22 protein-coding genes and 2 pseudogenes are annotated in these 17,849 nt (G+C 74.1%); 8 read left to right on the top strand and 16 right to left on the bottom strand.

Annotation, left to right across the window (positions count from 1 at the left end; translation table 11 throughout):
* Window positions 1-179 precede the first annotated feature (179 nt).
* On the bottom strand, window positions 180-1,070 hold the full coding sequence (locus G7Z13_RS29070; RefSeq protein ID WP_165994897.1) for a hypothetical protein: 891 nt from the start codon (window positions 1,068-1,070) through the stop codon (window positions 180-182).
* Window positions 1,071-1,348: 278 nt separating this feature from the next.
* Here G7Z13_RS29070 and G7Z13_RS29065 point away from each other — a divergent pair, with 278 nt between their 5' ends.
* Window positions 1,349-3,142, top strand: a complete 1,794-nt coding sequence (locus tag G7Z13_RS29065) for a thiamine pyrophosphate-requiring protein (protein WP_166003169.1) — start codon at window positions 1,349-1,351, stop codon at window positions 3,140-3,142.
* Window positions 3,143-3,297: 155 nt separating this feature from the next.
* On the opposite strand, the pseudogene G7Z13_RS29060 reads toward G7Z13_RS29065, so the two are convergent.
* Window positions 3,298-3,684: pseudogene (locus G7Z13_RS29060) on the bottom strand (FAD-dependent monooxygenase); the annotation flags it as partial.
* Window positions 3,685-3,771: 87 nt separating this feature from the next.
* Window positions 3,772-3,942, bottom strand: coding sequence for a hypothetical protein (locus tag G7Z13_RS29055; protein WP_166003168.1), 171 nt, complete (start codon window positions 3,940-3,942; stop codon window positions 3,772-3,774).
* A gap of 130 nt (window positions 3,943-4,072) precedes the next feature.
* Here G7Z13_RS29055 and G7Z13_RS29050 point away from each other — a divergent pair, with 130 nt between their 5' ends.
* The 3 genes from G7Z13_RS29050 to G7Z13_RS29040 are packed head-to-tail and all read left to right on the top strand — an operon-like array spanning window position 4,073 to window position 5,439.
* Window positions 4,073-4,444, top strand: coding sequence for a DUF2795 domain-containing protein (locus G7Z13_RS29050; RefSeq protein WP_166003167.1), 372 nt, complete (start codon window positions 4,073-4,075; stop codon window positions 4,442-4,444).
* Window positions 4,441-4,875 carry a CBS domain-containing protein gene (locus tag G7Z13_RS29045; protein ID WP_240926379.1) on the top strand — a complete coding sequence of 145 codons (435 nt, stop codon included), beginning with the start codon at window positions 4,441-4,443 and terminating at the stop codon, window positions 4,873-4,875. Before G7Z13_RS29050 ends, G7Z13_RS29045 begins: the two co-directional genes overlap by 4 nt.
* Before the next feature lie 21 nt (window positions 4,876-4,896).
* Window positions 4,897-5,439, top strand: a complete 543-nt coding sequence (locus G7Z13_RS29040; RefSeq protein ID WP_166003166.1) for a type 1 glutamine amidotransferase domain-containing protein — start codon at window positions 4,897-4,899, stop codon at window positions 5,437-5,439.
* Between the two features lie 152 nt (window positions 5,440-5,591).
* On the opposite strand, the gene G7Z13_RS29035 is transcribed toward G7Z13_RS29040, so the two are convergent.
* Complete coding sequence (locus G7Z13_RS29035) at window positions 5,592-5,930, bottom strand: DUF6158 family protein (protein WP_240926378.1); 339 nt, start codon at window positions 5,928-5,930, stop codon at window positions 5,592-5,594.
* Window positions 5,931-5,989: 59 nt separating this feature from the next.
* Here G7Z13_RS29035 and G7Z13_RS29030 point away from each other — a divergent pair, with 59 nt between their 5' ends.
* Window positions 5,990-7,108 carry a Vms1/Ankzf1 family peptidyl-tRNA hydrolase gene (locus G7Z13_RS29030; protein WP_166005401.1) on the top strand — a complete coding sequence of 373 codons (1,119 nt, stop codon included), beginning with the start codon at window positions 5,990-5,992 and terminating at the stop codon, window positions 7,106-7,108.
* Window positions 7,109-7,141: 33 nt separating this feature from the next.
* Here G7Z13_RS29030 and G7Z13_RS29025 read toward each other — a convergent pair whose 3' ends face one another.
* A complete protein-coding gene (locus G7Z13_RS29025) occupies window positions 7,142-8,761 on the bottom strand; it encodes an ATP-binding cassette domain-containing protein (RefSeq protein WP_166003165.1) in 1,620 nt (539 codons plus the stop codon).
* Window positions 8,762-8,812: 51 nt separating this feature from the next.
* Window positions 8,813-9,466, bottom strand: a pseudogene (locus G7Z13_RS29020) (histidine phosphatase family protein).
* Between the two features lie 67 nt (window positions 9,467-9,533).
* On the opposite strand from G7Z13_RS29020, the gene G7Z13_RS29015 reads away from it, so the two are divergent.
* The 3 genes from G7Z13_RS29015 (at window position 9,534) to G7Z13_RS29005 (ending at window position 12,260) form a co-directional block, all read left to right on the top strand.
* Complete coding sequence (locus G7Z13_RS29015) at window positions 9,534-11,021, top strand: bifunctional phosphatase PAP2/diacylglycerol kinase family protein (protein WP_166003164.1); 1,488 nt, start codon at window positions 9,534-9,536, stop codon at window positions 11,019-11,021.
* 166 nt (window positions 11,022-11,187) lie between these two features.
* The gene (locus tag G7Z13_RS29010) at window positions 11,188-12,009 is read left to right on the top strand and encodes a class I SAM-dependent methyltransferase (RefSeq protein WP_166003163.1); all 822 of its coding nucleotides are present in this window, start codon (window positions 11,188-11,190) and stop codon (window positions 12,007-12,009) included.
* Between the two features lie 80 nt (window positions 12,010-12,089).
* Entirely contained in the window at window positions 12,090-12,260 is a 171-nt protein-coding gene (locus tag G7Z13_RS29005; RefSeq protein ID WP_166003162.1) for a hydrophobic protein, read from the top strand.
* A 51-nt stretch (window positions 12,261-12,311) separates the two neighbouring features.
* Here G7Z13_RS29005 and G7Z13_RS29000 read toward each other — a convergent pair whose 3' ends face one another.
* Genes G7Z13_RS29000 through G7Z13_RS28955 form a run of 10 tightly spaced genes read right to left on the bottom strand, consistent with a single transcriptional unit; the run spans window position 12,312 to window position 17,833 of the window.
* On the bottom strand, window positions 12,312-12,650 hold the full coding sequence (locus G7Z13_RS29000; RefSeq protein WP_166005399.1) for a gas vesicle protein K: 339 nt from the start codon (window positions 12,648-12,650) through the stop codon (window positions 12,312-12,314).
* Window positions 12,651-12,705: 55 nt separating this feature from the next.
* Entirely contained in the window at window positions 12,706-12,897 is a 192-nt protein-coding gene (locus tag G7Z13_RS28995) for a gas vesicle protein (RefSeq protein ID WP_166003161.1), read from the bottom strand.
* Window positions 12,894-13,700: a GvpL/GvpF family gas vesicle protein gene (locus G7Z13_RS28990; protein ID WP_166003160.1), complete on the bottom strand. Its 807-nt coding sequence runs from the start codon at window positions 13,698-13,700 to the stop codon at window positions 12,894-12,896. Before G7Z13_RS28990 ends, G7Z13_RS28995 begins: the two co-directional genes overlap by 4 nt.
* Window positions 13,700-14,056 (bottom strand): gas vesicle protein, encoded by a 357-nt coding sequence (locus tag G7Z13_RS28985; protein WP_166003159.1) that lies wholly within the window; start codon window positions 14,054-14,056, stop codon window positions 13,700-13,702. Before G7Z13_RS28985 ends, G7Z13_RS28990 begins: the two co-directional genes overlap by 1 nt.
* Complete coding sequence (locus G7Z13_RS28980) at window positions 14,053-14,748, bottom strand: cyclase/dehydrase (protein WP_166003158.1); 696 nt, start codon at window positions 14,746-14,748, stop codon at window positions 14,053-14,055. Before G7Z13_RS28980 ends, G7Z13_RS28985 begins: the two co-directional genes overlap by 4 nt.
* Window positions 14,745-15,950 (bottom strand): hypothetical protein, encoded by a 1,206-nt coding sequence (locus G7Z13_RS28975; protein WP_166003157.1) that lies wholly within the window; start codon window positions 15,948-15,950, stop codon window positions 14,745-14,747. The genes G7Z13_RS28980 and G7Z13_RS28975 overlap by 4 nt, the downstream gene beginning before the upstream one ends.
* Complete coding sequence (locus G7Z13_RS28970; protein WP_166003156.1) at window positions 15,947-16,174, bottom strand: gas vesicle protein GvpG; 228 nt, start codon at window positions 16,172-16,174, stop codon at window positions 15,947-15,949. The genes G7Z13_RS28975 and G7Z13_RS28970 overlap by 4 nt, the downstream gene beginning before the upstream one ends.
* Before the next feature lie 4 nt (window positions 16,175-16,178).
* Window positions 16,179-16,967, bottom strand: a complete 789-nt coding sequence (locus G7Z13_RS28965) for a GvpL/GvpF family gas vesicle protein (RefSeq protein ID WP_166003155.1) — start codon at window positions 16,965-16,967, stop codon at window positions 16,179-16,181.
* Window positions 16,964-17,392: a gas vesicle structural protein GvpA gene (locus tag G7Z13_RS28960; RefSeq protein ID WP_166003154.1), complete on the bottom strand. Its 429-nt coding sequence runs from the start codon at window positions 17,390-17,392 to the stop codon at window positions 16,964-16,966. The genes G7Z13_RS28965 and G7Z13_RS28960 overlap by 4 nt, the downstream gene beginning before the upstream one ends.
* Window positions 17,393-17,446: 54 nt before the next feature.
* Window positions 17,447-17,833, bottom strand: coding sequence for a gas vesicle protein (locus G7Z13_RS28955; RefSeq protein ID WP_166003153.1), 387 nt, complete (start codon window positions 17,831-17,833; stop codon window positions 17,447-17,449).
* Window positions 17,834-17,849: the final 16 nt, after the last annotated feature.

Below are 17,849 nucleotides of genomic sequence, written 5' to 3'. Positions count from 1 at the left end.
TGCGCGCTCGGGTGCGCGGGTTCGTCCGCCGTTCCGTCGTTCTCGGTCGTGGCTCGCTCCCTGGTCCGTGGCCGGTGCGGGTCGGCGTCACCGGCGCCCGTGTCGTCGCCGGCAGCCGTGCCGTCGGTGTCGTCGGTGTCGTCTACCCGCGCTACTGCGTTACCCAGCGCACCCCCGGATCAGCCGTCGGTTCCCGAAGCCCTGCCGTACAGCCGGTGCGCGGCGGCGCCGAGTGCGCCCACGATCAGCAGTCCGCCCAGGACCAGGGCGGGCACGGACACGCCGAACGCGCCGCCCGCCCCGGCGCGCACCCCGCGCTGCACGGTCGCCGTACCGCAGCCGGGGTCCTTGAGGTCGGGGCAGGGGGTGGCGCTGTGGCCGCCGCCACTGCCCGCACCTCCGCTCCAGCCGCCGGCGCCGCTGTCGGTGCTCGCGGGCACGGTGAAGGTCGCGCTCCAGGGCTTGCCCTCGCCACCGTGGGGGGCGGGGCAGGTGCCGTCGACGGTCCACGCGGAGTCCTCGCCCGTGGCCTCCTTGTCCGTGACCTCCTTGTCGGTGGTGTGCCCGCCCGCGGGGTCCTCGCCGGCCGCCTGCCCGGTGGCGGTGAGCTGCCCCGTGGCGGGCTCGTCCACGATGGGCTCGTCCGGCACGGGCTCCTCGGCGACGGGCTCGTCCGGCACGGGCTCCTCGGCGACGGGCTCGTCCGGTACGGGCTCTGCGGCCGCGGGCCCGTCCGTGGCGGGCTCCGGCCCGGCGAGCGGGCCGCCGGGAGGCTTGCCGTCCTCGAAGTCCTCCGGGAGGACGATCCGCGCGGTGCCCCGGTAGACGGCCTTAATGGCCTTGTCGTCCTTCCCGGTGACCAGCCGCAGCTCGGCCAGCCCGTCCTCGAAGGCCATGGAGGTGGCGTCGATGGCGTCGGGCGCCGAGCCGTCGAGGGGGTCACAGGTCACCGAGACGGTGACGGTGGCGCCGGGCGCGGCCTGACCCGGGCTGACCTCGGCGGCCGGCTCCGCGAGGGCGCCGGCGGCGGCTCCGCCGGCCGCGGTTGCGGTCAGGACGGCTACGGACACGACACGAGCGGCACGACGCACGACTCGACTCCCACCACGGTGACGACAGACACGCAGCCATCACAACCGCTGGACACCGGGCCCGCGCGCGGCCGGCCCCCATTCGCGGGAACCGCGCGGCCAACGGGGTGAAGGCACCCACCACACAGGAGCCCGCCACCCAGCAGCGCACCACCCAGGAGCCCGCTTACGGCCCTCTCCCGGCCTCGGTGAAGTTTTCCCCCCGCCCCTGAGGTGACTCGGCATCCGAACGCCCACGTCACCCGGGAGGCCACTCGATGAGCACCCTCGTCTCCGACCACATCCTCGAACGGCTGCGCGAGTGGGACGTGGAGCACGTCTTCGGCTACCCCGGCGACGGCATCAACGGCCTGCTCGCCGCCTGGGGCCGCGCGGAGAACCGGCCCCGTTTCATCCAGTCCCGGCACGAGGAGATGTCCGCGCTCCAGGCGGTCGGCTACGCCAAGTTCAGCGGCCGGCTCGGGGTGTGCGTGGCCACGTCGGGGCCGGGTGCGATCCACCTGCTCAACGGGCTGTACGACGCGAAGCTGGACCATGTGCCGGTGCTGGCAATCGTCGGTCAGACGCACCGCACCGCCATGGGCGGCTCGTACCAGCAGGAAGTCGATCTGCACACGCTGTTCCAGAACGTCGCCTCGGACTTCGTGGAGACGGTGACGGTGCCGGAGCAGCTGCCGAACGTGCTGGACCGCGCGATCCGCACGGCCTACGCGCGGCGCTGCCCCACGGCGGTGATCGTCCCGGGGGACGTGCAGGAGCTGGAGTACACCCCGCCGACGCACGAGTTCAAGATGGTGCCGTCCAGCCTGGACCGCAGCGCGTGGACGGCGGTGCCGTCGGACGACGCGGTGCGGCGGGCCGCGGAGATCCTGAACTCCGGCGACAAGGTGGCGATCCTGGTCGGCCAGGGCGCGGCGGGGGCGCGGGCCGAGGTGGAGACGATCGCGGAGCTGCTCGGCGCGGGGGTGGCCAAGGCGCTGCTCGGCAAGGACGTGCTGAGCGACGAACTGCCGTACGTCACCGGGTCGATCGGCCTGCTGGGCACCCGTCCGTCGTACGAGCTGATGCGGGACTGCGACACGCTGCTGACCATCGGCTCGTCGTTCCCGTACAGCCAGTTCCTGCCGGAGTTCGGCAAGGCGCGGGGCGTGCAGATCGACATCGATCCGCACATGGTCGGGATGCGCTACCCGTACGAGGTGAACCTGGTGGGTGACGCGAAGGCGACGCTGGAGCGGCTGATCCCGCTGATCGAGTCGGGGCGCGGACGGGAGTGGTTCGACACGGTGTGCGACAACGTCCGTCACTGGCGTGAGGTGATGGAGCGGCGGGCGGCGCTGAGCGCCGACCCGGTCAACCCGGAGTACGTGGCCCGCGCGCTGGACCCGCTGCTGCCCGGCAACGCGATCGTCACCTCGGACTCGGGGTCGACGGCGAACTGGTACGCGCGGCACCTGACCATGCGCCCGGGCATGCGCGGCTCGCTGTCGGGGACGCTGGCCACGATGGGCTGCGCGGTGCCGTACGTGATCGGCGCGAAGTTCGCGCATCCGGACCGGCCCGCGATCGCGCTGGTCGGGGACGGGGCGATGCAGATGAACGGCATGGCGGAGCTGATCACGGCGGCGAAGTACCGGCACCAGTGGGAGGATCCGCGGCTGGTGATCGGCGTGTGGAACAACCGCGACCTCAACCAGGTCACCTGGGAGCTGCGGGCGATGGGCGGCGCGCCGTCCTTCCTGCCCTCGCAGGAGCTGCCGGACGTACAGTACGCCGCGTTCGCCCGTTCGCTCGGCCTGACCGGGATCCGGGTGGAGAAGCCGGAGGACGTCGAGGCCGGCTGGCGGGCCGCGCTGGAGGCGGACGGGCCGGCGGTGGTGGAGTTCCTGACCGATCCCGCCGTACCGCCCGTCCCGCCGCACGCCACCTGGGAGCAGATGGAGGCCACGGCCGCGGCGATCCTGAAGGGCGACGCGGACCGCGGCTCGGTGGTGAAGCAGGGCCTCAAGGCGAAGGTGCAGGAGTTCCTGGCGGGCCGGCGCGGCACGTGACGGCCCGGCAGGCGAGCCGTCACCGCGCCCTGAACCTCGGGCTGCCCCTTCGGGCGGCCCGTGCCTTCGGTCGGTGCGGCGCCCCGCGTAGTCGGCGGCCAGCTCCGCCGCCGCGTGCGGGGACGTGGTGATCCGGTCCAGCGGGGAGAGCTGGAGTCGGTGCCGGCGCCCTCGACGGCGTGCGCCCGCGCCTCGAAGAGCAGCGGCGGACCGTCCTCGAGCTGCGGGGCGATGAGGTCCTTGACGACCTCGGTCTGGGCGTGGACCCACACCCGGCGGCCGCCGGTCAGGGACGGGAAGCCGACGCGGTGGGCGCGGTCGGCGAAGCGCAGTTCGATGCCGTCGTGCGGCAGGCCCCCGCGTTCCAGGCGGTCGGCGGCGCCCGCCTCGCGCAGGGCGTCGACGGTGCCCTGCTCCAGGATTCCGGCGCGCCGGCGTTGCTCCACGTAGACGCGGTCCCGGATCTCCAGGACGGCGCAGTCGATGCCCTGCCGGTGCAGTCGGCGGGCGAGCAGCAGCCCCGCGGGTCCGGCGCCGACCATGCCCACTCGGGTGGCGCGTCTGCCCCTGCCCCTATCCGCCGACCCCCGAGCGCCCCGTCCGGAGCCCACCCCCCAGGGGGTGTCTCGCTAGCCGCCCAGCGGTGCCCGGCGTGGCCGGCGATGGCGGGCGGTGGGCCGGGGGGCGGCGGGGGCCGCGTCCGGGTCCTGGTCCGCCGGCAGGACCTTCTCTTCGTAACGCCCGAGCGCCAGCACCATGCCCAGCAGCACGAACGGGAGGAGCACAGCGAGGACCGCCATGGCCTGTCCTTCCCAGAGGGGTGTGCGCGGGGGGCCAGGGCCGGGTCTCCCCCGATCGGACGGACAAACCCGGTGTCGGCCCGCGCCCCTCGGGTACGCGGTGTCCACCCCCGAAGACCTGGAGGGAGATATGCAGCGAGGCAGTGACCGGCTGAGCGTCCACCGGGACGACGAGATGAAGCACCAACTGCAGGGCCTGCTGAGGTCCGGCCACTCCACACGGACCGAGGAGTGGCACGACCCCGAGCCCTCCGCCGACGACGACCCGCGCGTGGCGGGCGGACCGGGGCTCGGTTCCCTGGAGGAGACCCGGCTGGAGCTGGCCCGGGTGCTCGGCCGCAAGCCCTTCCCGGCCGGACCGGGCGAGCTGATCGGCGAGCTGCGCCGGCACAACGCGCCGGACGCGCTGATCGAGCCGCTGACCCGGCTGCCGCGCGAAGACCGCTACGGCAACGTCCAGGAGCTGGCCGAGGCGCTGACCCGCGGGGAGGAGGCACCGTGACGGCGGACTACGTGAGGGAGGTGATGACCCCGGGCGTGGTGGCCGTCCGCCCCGACGCCTCGCTCGTCGAGGCCGCGCAGTTGATGCGCAGCCAGAACATCGGCGACGTGGTGGTGGCGGACGGACAGGACGTCGTCGGCGTGCTCACCGACCGGGACATCACCGTGCGGGCCGTCGCCGAGGGCCGCGATCCGCTCACGGTGAGCGCCGGGCAGGTGTGCACCCCGCATCCGGCGGTCGTGACCCCGGACGATCCGGTGTCGACCGCGGTGGCGCTGATGCGCCAGAAGGCGGTGCGCCGGCTGCCGGTCGTGGAGCACGGGCTGCCCGTCGGCATGGTCAGCCTGGGCGACCTCGCCGTGGCGCAGGAGCCGGACAGCGCGCTCGCGGACATCTCGCGGGCCGCGCCGGACGACGCCGACCATCACTGACCGAAGGGACCTCGAATCATCATGCGCATCGCATTCCTGACCGCGCCCGAGGGCGTCGAGCAGGTGGAGCTGACCGATCCCTGGCAGGCGGCCGAGGACGCCGGGCACCAGCCGGTGCTCGTGTCGACGAAGCCGGGCGAGATCCAGGCGTTCCACCACCTCGACAAGGCGGACACGTTTCCCGTGGACGAGGTCGTCGGCGAGACGTCGGCCGGCTCCTTCGACGCGCTCGTGCTGCCGGGCGGGGTGGCCAACCCCGACTTCCTGCGGATGGACGAGAAGGCCGTCGCGTTCGTGCGGGACTTCTTCACCCGCGGGCGGCCCGTGGCGGCGATCTGCCACGCGCCGTGGACGCTCGTCGAGGCGGACGTCGTACGGGGCCGTGAGCTGACCTCCTGGCCGAGCCTGCGGACCGACATCCGCAACGCGGGCGGTACGTGGGTGGACGAGCAGGTGGTGGTCTGCGAGCGGGGCTCCGGCACGCTGGTCACCAGCCGCAAGCCGGACGACTTGAAGGCGTTCTGCGCGGCGTTCCTCGACGTCTTCGCCAAGGAGACCGCCTGACAGCCGCCGCGGGCGCGAGACCACGCGCGCACCGCGAGAGCGACGCCGCCGGACTCACGGTCCGGCGGCGTCCTCGTGTACGAGCGCCCTCGTTCCCGCGCGAGCCGACGCCGACGCCCACGCCGCCCTGTCCCCGACCGGCGCGGCCCCGCCTAGCCCGACGCCCCGCTGTCGCCCGGCCCCCACTTGCCGACCGGCGTGCCCTCGTCCCGGGTCGCGGCGCCCGCCCCGTCGTCGCCGCCCGCGCGTTCCCGGGCGCCGTCACGGGTGCGGCCCGCGGCGACGAAGCGGCGCGGGTTGCGGCGCAGGTACTCGCCCTCCAGCTGGGCCATGCGGTCGTTGTGCGCCCGCAGCGCGTCGTTGGAGCCGTAGAGCAGCGTGTCGTGGCGCGTGCGGTGGATCGTCTCCAGCTCCTTCATGAGCTGCTGGTCGTCCAGCCGGCCCGGGTCGACTCCGGTCATCGTGGTATCCCGCTCGTCGTGTCCGTTCATGCGGTTCGGGTACCCGCCCGGTGTTGAGCACTATCCCCGACGGCATCCGGGAGGGAGCCATGGACCTCGCGTTCCTGCATCCACTTTACGAACATCCGGGGCCGTGGGCCTCCGTGTACGTCGATCTGTCGGTACACGCGGAGGACACCGCCCGCCAGCGGCATCTCACCGCCGAGGCGATGGCCCGGGACCTGCGGGACCAGGGCGCCGACGAGGCCACCTGCGACGCCGTACGGGAGGCGATCGAGGAACTGCGGCACTCCTCCGAGCCGTACGGGCGGGCCCTGTTCGCCCGCGCCGGTGAGATCGTCCTCGACCCGTCCCTGGCCAGGGCCCCGCAGGGCGGCAGCTGGGCCGCCTGGGCGCCGCTGCCGCGCACCTCGCCGCTGCTCGACCTGGAGGGCGAGGACGCGGTGTGCGTCGTGGCCTACATCGACCGCAAGGGCGCCGACTTCGAGCTGCGCTCCGCGGTGACCCGCGAGGATGCGGGATCGGTGGCCGGCCGGCAGTGGCCGGTGCACCGCACCAGCTCATCGGACTGGTCGGAGCGCCACTTCCAGCTGCGGGTGGAGAACACCTGGGAGCACAACGCGGCGGAGATCGCGGACGCGCTCGCCGTCTGCGAGGAGGAGACCCGGGCGGACCTGCTCATCCTCGTCGGCGAGGAGCGGGAGCGGCACGCGGTGCGCGACCGGCTGCCGCAGCGACTGCACGACCGGGTGGTCGAGGCCTCGCACGGGGCGGGCAGCCGGCTGCTGGACGCCGAGGTGGAGAAGGTCCGGGCCGAGCACGAGCGCGCCCGCGCCGACGCCGAGCTGGAGCGGTTCCTGGCGGGCCGCGCACCGGACTCCGAGGGCCGGGTGATCGCCGCCGAGGGCGTTCCGGCGCTGGTCGAGGCCGCGCGCGAGCACCGTATCGACGAGCTGCTGATCCGCCCGGACGGCCCCGACAACCACCGCGAGGTGTGGATCGGCGCGGACCCGGACCAGCTGGCGGTGCGCCGTACGGACCTGAAGGTCCTCGGCGAGCAGAACTCCTGGCCCGCCCGTGCCGACGACGCCCTGATCCGCTCGGCGGTCGCGACCGCCGCCCCGGCCGTCTCGGTGGCCACGGCCTCCGGGGCGCAGCGGGAGGACGTTCCGGTGGGCGGCCTCGGCGCCCTGCTGCGCTGGAGCTGACCCGGCCGCCCGGCGCCCGGAGCGGCCCGCCGACTACCGGGCCCGCTCCACCCGCCGTTCGTCCCACACCGGTTCCGGTGTCTCGCGCACGCGGCCGTCGCTGCCGAAGACCAGGAAGCGGTCGAAGGAGCGGGCGAACCAGCGGTCGTGGGTGACGGCGAGGACGGTGCCCTCGAAGGACTCCAGGCCTTCCTGCAGGGCCTCGGCGGATTCCAGGTCGAGGTTGTCGGTGGGCTCGTCCAGGAGCAGCGCGGTGGCGCCGGCCAGCTCCAGCAGGAGGATCTGGAAGCGGGCCTGCTGGCCGCCGGAGAGCCGGTCGAACGTCTGCTCGGCCTGGGCCGTGAGTTCGTAGCGGCGCAGCCGGGACATGGCCGCGCCCCGGTCCTGGGCGTGTTCGCGCCAGAGGATGTCGAGCAGGGTGCGGCCCAGCAGCTCCGGGCGGGCGTGGGTCTGCGCGAAGTGGCCCGGCACGACCCGCGCGCCCAGCTTCCACTCCCCCGTGTGCGCCACGTCCTCGCCGGCCAGCAGCCGCAGGAAGTGGGACTTGCCGGAGCCGTTGGAGCCGAGGACGGCGACCCGCTCGCCGTAGAAGACCTCCAGGTCGAAGGGTTTCATCAGGCCGGTCAGTTCCAGGCCCCGGCAGGTGACGGCCCGTACGCCGGTGCGGCCGCCCTTGAGGCGCATGCGGATGTCCTGCTCGCGCGGCGGCTCCGGCGGCGGCCCGGCCTCCTCGAACTTGCGCAGCCGGGTCTGGGCGGCGGCGTACCGGGAGGCCATCTCGTGGCTGACGGACGCGGCCTGCCGCAGGTTGACCACCAGCTTCTTCAGCTGGGCGTGCTTCTCGTCCCAGCGGCGGCGCAGTTCCTCGAAGCGGGCGAAGCGCTCCCGGCGGGCCTCGTGGTAGGTGGCGAAGCCGCCGCCGTGCACCCAGGCGTCGGCGCCGGCCGGTCCCGGCTCCACGGAGATGATCCGCTCGGCGGCGCGGGCGAGGAGTTCGCGGTCGTGAGAGACGAACAGGACCGTCTTGCGGGTCTCCTTCAGCCGCTCCTCCAGCCACCGCTTGCCCGGCACGTCGAGGTAGTTGTCGGGCTCGTCGAGGAGCAGCACCTCGTCGGTGCCGCGCAGCAGCGCCTCCAGCACGAGCCGTTTCTGCTCGCCGCCGGAGAGGGTGCGCACCTGGCGCCACTGCGCCTTCTCGTACGGCACGCCGAGCGCGGCCGTGGTGCACATGTCCCACAGCGTCTCGGCCTCGTAGCCGCGTGCCTCGGCCCAGTCGGCGAGGGCTTGGGCGTAGTCCAGCTGGGCGGCCTCGTCGTCGACGGTCATGAGGGCGTGCTCGGCCTTGTCGACGGCCCGCGCGGCCTCGCGGATACGCGGCGGCGCGACGGACACCAGCAGGTCGCGCACGGTCGTCTCGTCCCGTACGGAGCCCACGAACTGCCGCATCACCCCGAGACCGCCGCTGACGGTGACCGTGCCGCCGTGCGGGGTCAGCTCGCCGGAGATCAGCCGCAGCAGCGTGGTCTTGCCGGCCCCGTTGGGCCCGACGAGCGCGGCGACCGTGCCCTCGCCCACCCGGAAGGACACGTCGCCGAGCAGCGTCCTCCCGTCGGGGAGGTGGTATTCGAGGTGCGCGGCTTCCAGATGTCCCATGGGGCCGCATTCTCCGGGTGGGGCCGGACGGGCGGCAAACGCTTTATCCGGTCACCCGGCTGCGGGCCGCGCGTCGGCGGGCCGGCCGGCGGGGCCGCCCTCGCCCGGGCCGCGACCGTGGCGCCCGCCCAAGTCAGGGCCGTCCAGCCGGTCGCGGGCGCCCCCTCGAGGACGACGACGCCGGTGTTGTCGAGGAGGTGGGCGGCGGCGAAGGGCACGTCGACGTTGCGGGCGCGGGCCGCGGTCCACCTCCGGATGGCGGCGTCGTGCTGAACAGGGCGGCCGGGCCGGCGCCGGTGCGGGCCGCCTCCTCGGCCACCGCGTCGCAGCGGGCCGGCGCCTCCGCGCCGCTCTCCCCGCCCGGCATCCGCAGCCCGGCGGCCCAGGCGAACACGGTCCGCATGTACCGAAGGCCCCGCTCGGAGTCGCCGGGCAGCAGCTCCGGACCGCCCGCGGACAGCTCCCGGATGCCGTCCGTACGCGCACCTGCAGGCCGCGGGCGGCGGCCAGGGGCGCGGCGGTGAGCTGGGTGCGGGCCATCGTGGAGGCGCAGCCGGCGCCGATGTCCTCGCCGGCGAGCGCTTCGGGGAGCGCGGCGGCCTGCCGCTCGCCCAGCGCGGTCAGGCCCGGACCTGGCACCGGGGTGTCGAGCAGGAAGTCCACGTGGGACGGGGGCTGACCGTGGCGGACGAGCAGCAGGCGCATGGCTGTCTCCGGGTGCCGGTCCCGCCGCCGGGACAGGGGACGGGCGGTTCCGGGTACCCGCTGCTGTATGAGCCCAGACGTCGACCTGACCGCCCCGCGCGCGGGGCGCCATCCGCTGCGCAGCCGCCTGCTCGCCCTCGACTCGCGCTTGTTCGAGTTCGCCGCCGCACGGCACTGGCCGGCCGCCGAGCCCGTCCTGCCGCGCCTGAGCCGCAGCGCCAACCACGGGGTGCTGTGGTTCGCGGCGGCCGCGGCGATGGCGGCGAGCCGCACGCCACGGGGCCGCCGGGCCGCCGCGCGCGGACTGGCCTCGCTGACTCTCGCCTCGCTCACCATCAACACCGTCGGCAAGCGCTCGGTGCGCCGCCCCCGGCCGCTGCTCGACCCGGTGCCGGCGGTGCGGCAGCTGAAGCGCCAGCCGATCACCACGTCCTTCCCGTCCGGGCACGCGGCGTCGGCGGCGGCCTTCGCGGCGGGTGTGGCGATGGAGTCGCCCGCGTGGGGCGCGGCGGTGGCGCCGGTGGCGTTCTCGGTGGCCATGTCCCGCGTCTACACCGGCGTCCACTTCCCGAGCGACGTCGCCGCCGGTGCCGCCCTCGGGGTGGGCGCCGCGTTCGCCGTACGGGGCCTGGTGCCCACCCGGGACCAGCACGCGACGCCCGCGCGGCCGCGCGCCGAGCTGCCCGCGCTGCCCGAGGGCGAGGGACTGGTCATGGTCGTCAACACCGCGGCGGGCTCCGCCGACCGGGTGCGCGGCCTGCGGGAGGCGCTGCCCCGCGCGGAGATCGTGGAGTGCGCCCCCGAGGACGTGGCCGCGGAGCTGGGCAAGGCCGCCGCGCGGGCCCGGGTGCTCGGGGTGTGCGGCGGCGACGGCACGGTGAACGCCGCCGCCGACGCCGCGCTGCGGCACGGGCTGCCGCTCGCGGTGCTGCCGGGCGGCACCCTCAACCACTTCGCCCTCGATCTGGGCGTGGAGGACCCGCGGTCGTTCGTCCGGGCGGTCCAGCGGGGCGAGGGGGTGCGGGTCGACGTCGGCCGGTACGCGTGCGGGGAGCGCCGCGGCATCTTCCTCAACACCTGTTCGCTGGGCGTCTATCCGGAGCTGGTGCGCGAGCGGGACCGCTGGTCGCACCGGATCGGCGACTGGCCGGCCGGGGTGCTCGCGGCGGTGCGGGTGCTGCGCGCCGACCGGCATCCGCTGGAGGCCGGGGTGGGCGGCCGGCCGCGCCCGTTGTGGCTGCTGTTCGCGGGCAACGGCACCTACCACCGGATGGGCCTGGCTCCGGGCCGCCGCCGGGACCTGGCGGACGGGCTGCTGGACGTCCGCGTGGTGCACGGCGGCCGCCGGCCGGCGCTGCGGCTGCTCGCCGCCGCCTTCGCGGGCCCGCTGACCCGCTCGCCCGCCCACGCGGCGGTCCGGGTCGCCCGGCTGCGCCTGGCGGACGTGGCGCCGGGCACGCTGCTCGCGTACGACGGCGAGGTCACCGAGGTGGAGGGCGAGGTGACGCTGGAGAAGGATCCGGAGGCGCTGGCGGTGTACCGCCCGGTGACATGAGCCCCGCGACGCGCGAGTTGACGAGGCGTCAGGCCACTATGCGATACATACTGTCTCATCATTCGGCATCCGCTCTAGGGTGACGGTGGCGCCCGCGGGGTCCCCGGGCCTCGCGGGCGCCGTCATGCCGGAAGGCACGAGAACCGAGGAGCCAGGGGGCACAGCCATGCCGGAAGCGCAGGAGACCGCCGTCTACACGCACGGCCACCACGAGTCGGTGCTGCGGTCGCACACCTGGCGGACCGCCGCCAACTCCGCCGCCTATCTGCTCGGTGTCCTGGAGCCCGGCATGAGGGTCCTGGACGTCGGCTGCGGGCCCGGCACCATCACCGCCGACCTGGCGGAGCTGGTCCCCGACGGCCGGGTCACGGGGGTCGACCGGGCCGCGGAGGTGCTGGAGCAGGCGCGGGCGACGGCGGCGGAGCGGGGACTGCGCAACGTCGACTTCGCCGTGGCCGACGTGCACGCCCTGGACTACCCGGACGACACGTTCTGCGTGGTCCACGCCCACCAGGTGCTGCAGCACGTCGGCGACCCGGTCGGGGCGCTGCGCGAAATGCGGCGGGTGGTGCGGCCGGGCGGCTACATCGCGGTACGGGACTCCGACTACGCCGCGATGACCTGGTACCCCGCGTCGACGGGCATGGACGAGTGGCTGGCCCTGTACCGGCGGGTGGCCCGCGCCAACGGCGGCGAGCCGGACGCCGGGCGCCGGCTGAAGTCGTGGGCGCTGCGCGCGGGGCTGACCGGCATCACGGCGACCTCCTCCACCTGGACGTTCTCGACCGCGCGGGAGCGGGCCTGGTGGAGCGGGCTGTGGGCGGACCGCACCCTCGCCTCCGCGTACGCGCGCGTCGCCGTGGGCGGCGGCCACGCCACCGAGGAGGAGCTGCGGGCGGTGTCGGACGCCTGGCGGGAGTGGGGGCGGCACGAGGACGGCTGGTTCACCGTTCTGCACGGCGAGATCCTGTGCCGTAAGGAAGCCTGAAAGGGTCCGAAAAGGCTGAAGATGCTTGACGAGCCTGTCCGGCGCGTTCCGGGGAATACGTTCGGCAGGAGGTTCTCGATATGGTACCCATCCTGCTCGTACTGCTTTTGGCACTGCTTCTCTTCGGTGCCGGATTCGCCGTGGAACTGCTGTGGTGGATCGCCGTGGCCGTGCTCGTCGTGTGGCTGCTCGGATTCCTGCTGCGCGGCACGACGGCGGCCGGTTCCCGGGGACGGTGGTATCGATGGTGAGGAATGCCGGGACGTGATCGCCGGTCCCGGGGAAGCCCCGGGACGTGACGGTCAGTCCCGGGGCAGCAGCGGTCCCAGCGGCCCGAGGTCCAGATTCAGGTCCTCGGGCCGCAGTCCGTAGCGCTCGCGCAGCTCGGTCATCCGGTCGTCGAGCAGCATCAGTGTGAGCCCGATCCGCTCCTCCTGCTCCTCGGTCAGGTCACCGGCGTCGAACCGGCGCACCGCCTGCCGCTCCATGAGCTGCCGCAACAGCTCCACGACGGTGAGGACCAGCTTCACCAGGTCGCGCTCGACGGTGTCGGGCTCCAGCTCCAGCCGGTGGCGCCGGCCCGGCGGACGCGACGTGTCCTCCCCGCCCGCGGCCACCCCGGCCGCGGTCTCCCCGCCCATGGTTCCCCGGCTCACGGTCTTTCCGCTCACATACTCCCCGCTCACGGTCACGGATTCATCCCTCCCACGATTCCCACGGTGCGGGTACCTGCGCGTTCACCGAGCTGATCAGGGCGTTCAGATCGATGCGGACGAGATCGACGTCCGCGATCCGCAGGGTGATGTCACCGGTGATGACCACCCCGCCGGCCAGCAGCCGGTCGAGCAGGTCCACCAGGGCGATCTCACGGCGCTCGACGACGGTCACGGCAGGTCGCCCTCCCCGTTCTCCTCGTCGTCCTCCAGGTCGGCGGCCCTGACGAACGAATAGGCCGCCCACGGGCCGGTGAGTTCCACCCGCATTCCGGAAGGGTCGTCCTTCGTACGGTCCACCAGTTCCACGAATTCCTCGGAACGACTGCGCGGGACCAGATACGCGGCGTTCAGCACATTGCGCCCCGGAACTCCGGAGAGCGCCGCATTCTGCGGGGCGTGCAGAACGGAATCCTCGGCGTACTCGGAAAGCGTCTCGTGCAGCCGGGTGGCGAACGTCTCGGCCTGCTGCCATCGTTCCTCGCGCGTGCGGACGCGGGCGCTGCGCCGCCGCAGATAGTCCCGGCCCGAAGCGGCTTTCCCGGAATTCGGCTCCGGCTCCCCGGATTCGTCGGGCTCCGTTTCGGCGTAGACCTTCACGCCCCATTCCACCCGCCCCTCCAGCCGGTCCAGGGCCTGCCGGAAGAACTCCTCGCGGGTCTCGATCATCGTCCGGACCGCGCTGTCGTCGCGGAAGACGGTGGCCAGCCTGAGCGGGAGCGGGGTGGTGACCGTGGTGAGCGCGTCGATCACCTGCTGGTGGGCGCGGGCGGTCTCGGTGAGCCAGTCCAGGTCCTCCAGGTGGGCGCGCAGCGGCTCCTCGGCGAAGTGCCGCTCGGGCACGGTGCTGACGATGGCGACCAGGCCGTGGTGGTGCAGCAGCCGGGGCGGGGCGCCGCCGACGCCCGTCAGCTGGGACTGCAGCGGCGTGCCGAAGGGGCGGCAGACGGCGTAGACGTAGCGAAGTCCGGTGGTCATCACGATTCCTCCCGGGTACGGCCGGCCTCCAGGGCCGCCAGCCGCTCACGCAACTCGGCGTTCTCGCGGGCGAGCTCGTCGTGCCGGTCGTCGTCCCGGCGGGCGAGCTCGTCGCGACGGGCGCGGGAGGACAGGGCCGGATCGTTCTCCCACCAGTCGATGCCCATCTCCTTCGCCTTGTCGACCGAGGCGACGATGAGCCGCAGCTTGATGGTGAGCAGTTCGATGTCGAGCAGGTTGATCCGGATGTCGCCCGCGATGACGACGCCCTTGTCGAGGACGCGCTCCAGGATGTCGGCGAGGTTGGCGCCCCCGTCGCGGCCGTACGGCTCGGGAAGTCTGCTGGCGGTGGTCATCGGCGGCTCCCTGGGGTCGGCCTGGTGTTCTCGGGCAGGGCGTCCGGGCTGTCGTCCCCCTCGGGTACCCCGCGCAGCGTGACGTGCCGGGCGAAGTCCTCCAGGGCGCGCCGGGCCCGGCGGCGCGGCGCCCGCAGCAGAAGGCCGGCCCGCGCGGCCGGCCGTCGGGGGGTCGCGTACTCGGCGACCAGCAGCACCCGGGTCAGGCTGTCGCCGAGCGGGTGGAAGGACACCACGCCCCGCGGGTTCCGCCCGGTCCGCACCAGCCGTCTGCCGGTGGCCGGACGCGCGTGCGGGTGCCGCGCCCACGCCTCGTAGGCCTCGTCGGCGGACACACCGACGTCGATCTGCCCGACGACGGTCAGCGGCCGGGCCGTCCGGCGGCCCGGCCGGTTCGTCAGCCGGGCGGCGGCGATCTCCAGCGCGGCCCGCGCCGGGCTCTTGCCCTGGGCGAGCTTGCGGCCCGTGTCCCGGGCCAGCCGGGCGAAGCCGGGGTCGCGGCCCTCGGCGATGCCGGTGAGCCGGACCGTGGCCGTGCCGAGCCCGCGGCCGGCCTCGGCGAGCAGCCGCCGGACGTGGGCGGCCAGATACTGCCCGGCCTCCGCCCTCAGCCGCGCGGCCGCGTCGCTGCGGGCCACCTCCCCGAGCAGGCCACGACGGCCGGACACGACCGGCGTGTGCACCCCGGTCATCGGTCCTCCCCTCCTTCCACGCCACGCGCGGACGCCTTGCCGGCACGCGCGGACGCCTTCGCGGCACGCGCGGTGCCCTTGCCGGCACTCGCCGTGCCCTTCCCGGCACCAGTGGTGCTCTTCCTGGCGCCCGTCGTGCTCTTGGCGCCACGCGCCGTACCGTTCGCGGCACGCGACGTCCTCTTCGCGGCACTCCCCGTGCCCCTGGCGGCGCTCGCGGTTCCCTCGGCGGCCTTGCCGGCCGCCTTCGGGGCACGCGCGGCGCCCTCCGTGGCCGGTGCGGCCGCCTTCCCGGACGCCGTCCGGCGGGCGGCGGTCCGTTCCGCCGACTTCGTCGTCGGCGTCTTCCTGCCCGGCGCCTTCCCTGCCGAGGGCTGCCTACTCCCCGACTCGGCGGCAGAAGCCCTCCTCGCCTTCCTGGCAGTGGTCTTCTCGGCCGTCCGCACGGCCCTCTTCCCCGTGCTCGCGGCCCGCGTCCCGCTCTTCGGGGCCTTCCGCGCGACGACGCCGCTGCCCTCGGAGTCGGCGTCGTCGGCATCGTCGGGGGCGCCGGCGTCGGCGGCGTCTCCCTCCAGGGGTTCCGCCTCGGCGTCACCCTCCGGGGGGTCCGCGTCACCGTCCCCCGGCACTGCGTCGCCCGGCTCGTCCGCAGCCGGCTCATCCTCCGCCGGCCCGTCCTCCGCCGCCTCGCCAACCGCCGGCTCGCCGTCCTCCGCCGCAGCGGGCTCGCGCGGCTCGCCGAACAGTTCGATCGCGGCCTGCATCGCCTCGGGGTCCGAAGCCAGCGCCTCGGCCACCTCGTCCAGCACGTCGGGGTCGTCGCCGAGCAGGTCGACCACGCCCTTGGCCACCTCGGGATGTTCGGCCAGCAGCCGGACCACGTCCTCCTGCGCCTGGTCGTCCTCGTCCGGCCACCCGGGCTCCGCGTCGCCCGCCGCCCCGGCGCCCCCGCCGGGCCCGGCGCCGAGCGACGCGTGGATCTCCCGCGTACGCTCGTGCAGCCGGTCGGCGAGGGCGTCGAGGCGGCGTTCGGCCCAGCGGGCCAGGGTGTCCGCGGCCGCGGCCGGCACGCCCCGCAGATCCCCGCGGAGCTGTTCCTCGATCTCCCGGACCCGCGGGTGCTCCCGGAGCCGCCGGGACAGCGCGCGCAGCCGCCGGCGGACCAGGAAGAGCACGGCCAGGACCACCAGCCGCCGTGTCACGGCGAATGCTCCAGCCGGTCGAGGAGCTCGTCCTCGCGGCGGTCGAACTCCTCCTCGGTGATTTCCCCGGCGTTCAGCTGCTCCTCGAGACGGGCGAGTTCGGCCCGGACGGTGGCGGGGTCGTAGTAGATGCGCTCCGCCTCCTGCAGGACCTGTCTGATGGCCCAGGCGCTGCCGCGCACCGGAGCGAGCGGCAGCATGAGCACTTCTCCGATCAGTCCCACGGGGTCACTCCTCAGCGCTCCCCGCGCCCGCGGCGGCCGTGCCCGCGGCGGCCGTGCCCGCGTGCTCGGCGGGGCCGGGGTCGACGAAGCTGTACGGCGGGAGCGGGCCGTTCACGCGCAGCTCCACGTGGGGCAGGCTCTTGCGGGCCTGGTCGACGGCCGTGAGGAAGGGGCCGGGCGCGTCCCGGTCCACCAGGAACGAGATGTTGACCAGCCAGCCGGTGGACTCGGGCCCGACGCTGATCGTGTCGGCGGCCTGCTCCAGCAGCCGCTGCACCGCGGCGCCGTCCTCGGCCTCCTTGGCCTTCACCGCGGCCGCGACCATCTCGCCGAGCCGCAGCTTCTGCTCGTAACTGCCACCGCCCGCCTGCCGGTTGGCCTCGGCGAGGGAGCGGATCTCGGGGTCCTCGGCCATCACGTGGTGCAGTACGGCCTCTTCGATGTGCGTGGCCTTGATGTTGTACTCGACCTTGCCCTCGAGGGCCCGCAGCCGCTCCTGGTAGTGCTCGGCGCGTTCGGCGAGGACGCTGGTGACCGAGGCGTCGTCGTCGGCCAGGCTGCCGAACCGCATGGGCAGCACACAGCCGGCGGCGCCGGCCTCGGAGAGCACGTTCTGGTGGGCGACCAGGTCGCGCCGCTTGGGGCGCAGCCCCTCGGGCGCGTCGCTGACGATGGCCGCCAGCTCGCCCTCCCTCAGGATCCGCACGGGACGGGCCGGGTCTCCGACGCCGTCCATGCCGTCCGGCAGGCCCGGGTGGGAGCGGGCGGCGATGCCGTAGACGTAGGTGCTCACTCCTGCTCCTCCTTCCGGCGGGACGTGGAACCGCGGCGGCTGCTCTTGGTCTCGGGTTCGGCGTTGTTCTCGTCACGCGCCTGCTTGAAGGCGTCCGAGATGGTCTGCGCGGCGCCGGACAGGGCGCCCTTGGACTTGCCGCGCGCCCCGGACTCGGTGATCTGGCCGACGACGTCGGGCAGGCCCGGGCTCTTGCGCGGCCCGGACTCCAGGTCGAGGCGGTTACAGGCCTCGGCGAAGCGCAGGTAGGTGTCGACGCTGGCCACGACGACACGTACGTCGATCTTCAGAATCTCGATGCCGACCAGGGAGACCCGCACGAAGGCGTCGATGACGAGCCCTCGGTCGAGGACGAGCTCCAGGACGTCGTAGAGGCCGCTGGAGCCGCCTCCCGATCCGGTCTGCTGTGCCGGGACAACGGTCATGCCGACCGATCCCTCCTTCTCTGCTCGTGTGTGGGTGCGGGCGGGTGGAACGGCCTAGCGGCCGCCGGACCGTGCGTCGGCCCGCCCGCGTTCGTAGCGGCGGATGCGCCGGTAGCCCGTGAGCTGGCCCTGCGGGTCGAGTTCGACCTGATAGCTCGCCATCAGGCTCATCGTGTCGGGCACGCGCTCGAGTTCGAGCACCTCCACCTCAAGGGACCAGCCGTCCTCCGTCTGTTCGAAGGACGACACGGACTCGGGGGTCATCCCGGTGAGTTCGGCGAGCTGGGCGCGCGCCTCGCGCAGCACCTCCATCGGCCTCGGCCGGTCGTCCACCGCCGTACGGGAGTTGTCGGTGTTCTCGGTGTCGTCGGTTTCGTCCGTGCTGTCGGTTTGGTTTTTCTGTGAACGCTGCGAATGTGATGTGCGATCTGTGTTCGACATGGCCACCTCTTGGGTC

Origin of the sequence: Streptomyces sp. JB150 (assembly GCF_011193355.1) — a bacterium.
In the GTDB taxonomy this organism is placed as follows: domain Bacteria; phylum Actinomycetota; class Actinomycetes; order Streptomycetales; family Streptomycetaceae; genus Streptomyces.
The sequence above is the reverse complement of the archived record's forward strand: the minus strand, read 5'-3'. Positions and strand labels throughout refer to the sequence as shown.

What these genes read in the sequence shown, in the direction of transcription:
- G7Z13_RS29065 (WP_166003169.1), top strand. Translation starts at nt 1,349, where the DNA reads ATGAGCACCCTCGTCTCCGACCACATCCTCGAACGGCTGCGCGAGTGG.
- G7Z13_RS29055 (WP_166003168.1), bottom strand. Translation starts at nt 3,942, where the DNA reads ATGGCGGTCCTCGCTGTGCTCCTCCCGTTCGTGCTGCTGGGCATGGTG.
- G7Z13_RS29050 (WP_166003167.1), top strand. Translation starts at nt 4,073, where the DNA reads ATGCAGCGAGGCAGTGACCGGCTGAGCGTCCACCGGGACGACGAGATG.
- G7Z13_RS29040 (WP_166003166.1), top strand. Translation starts at nt 4,897, where the DNA reads ATGCGCATCGCATTCCTGACCGCGCCCGAGGGCGTCGAGCAGGTGGAG.
- G7Z13_RS29035 (WP_240926378.1), bottom strand. Translation starts at nt 5,930, where the DNA reads ATGAACGGACACGACGAGCGGGATACCACGATGACCGGAGTCGACCCG.
- G7Z13_RS29030 (WP_166005401.1), top strand. Translation starts at nt 5,990, where the DNA reads ATGGACCTCGCGTTCCTGCATCCACTTTACGAACATCCGGGGCCGTGG.
- G7Z13_RS29025 (WP_166003165.1), bottom strand. Translation starts at nt 8,761, where the DNA reads ATGGGACATCTGGAAGCCGCGCACCTCGAATACCACCTCCCCGACGGG.
- G7Z13_RS29015 (WP_166003164.1), top strand. Translation starts at nt 9,534, where the DNA reads ATGAGCCCAGACGTCGACCTGACCGCCCCGCGCGCGGGGCGCCATCCG.
- G7Z13_RS29010 (WP_166003163.1), top strand. Translation starts at nt 11,188, where the DNA reads ATGCCGGAAGCGCAGGAGACCGCCGTCTACACGCACGGCCACCACGAG.
- G7Z13_RS29005 (WP_166003162.1), top strand. Translation starts at nt 12,090, where the DNA reads ATGGTACCCATCCTGCTCGTACTGCTTTTGGCACTGCTTCTCTTCGGT.
- G7Z13_RS29000 (WP_166005399.1), bottom strand. Translation starts at nt 12,650, where the DNA reads ATGGGCGGGGAGACCGCGGCCGGGGTGGCCGCGGGCGGGGAGGACACG.
- G7Z13_RS28990 (WP_166003160.1), bottom strand. Translation starts at nt 13,700, where the DNA reads ATGACCACCGGACTTCGCTACGTCTACGCCGTCTGCCGCCCCTTCGGC.
- G7Z13_RS28985 (WP_166003159.1), bottom strand. Translation starts at nt 14,056, where the DNA reads ATGACCACCGCCAGCAGACTTCCCGAGCCGTACGGCCGCGACGGGGGC.
- G7Z13_RS28980 (WP_166003158.1), bottom strand. Translation starts at nt 14,748, where the DNA reads ATGACCGGGGTGCACACGCCGGTCGTGTCCGGCCGTCGTGGCCTGCTC.
- G7Z13_RS28960 (WP_166003154.1), bottom strand. Translation starts at nt 17,392, where the DNA reads ATGACCGTTGTCCCGGCACAGCAGACCGGATCGGGAGGCGGCTCCAGC.
- G7Z13_RS28955 (WP_166003153.1), bottom strand. Translation starts at nt 17,833, where the DNA reads ATGTCGAACACAGATCGCACATCACATTCGCAGCGTTCACAGAAAAAC.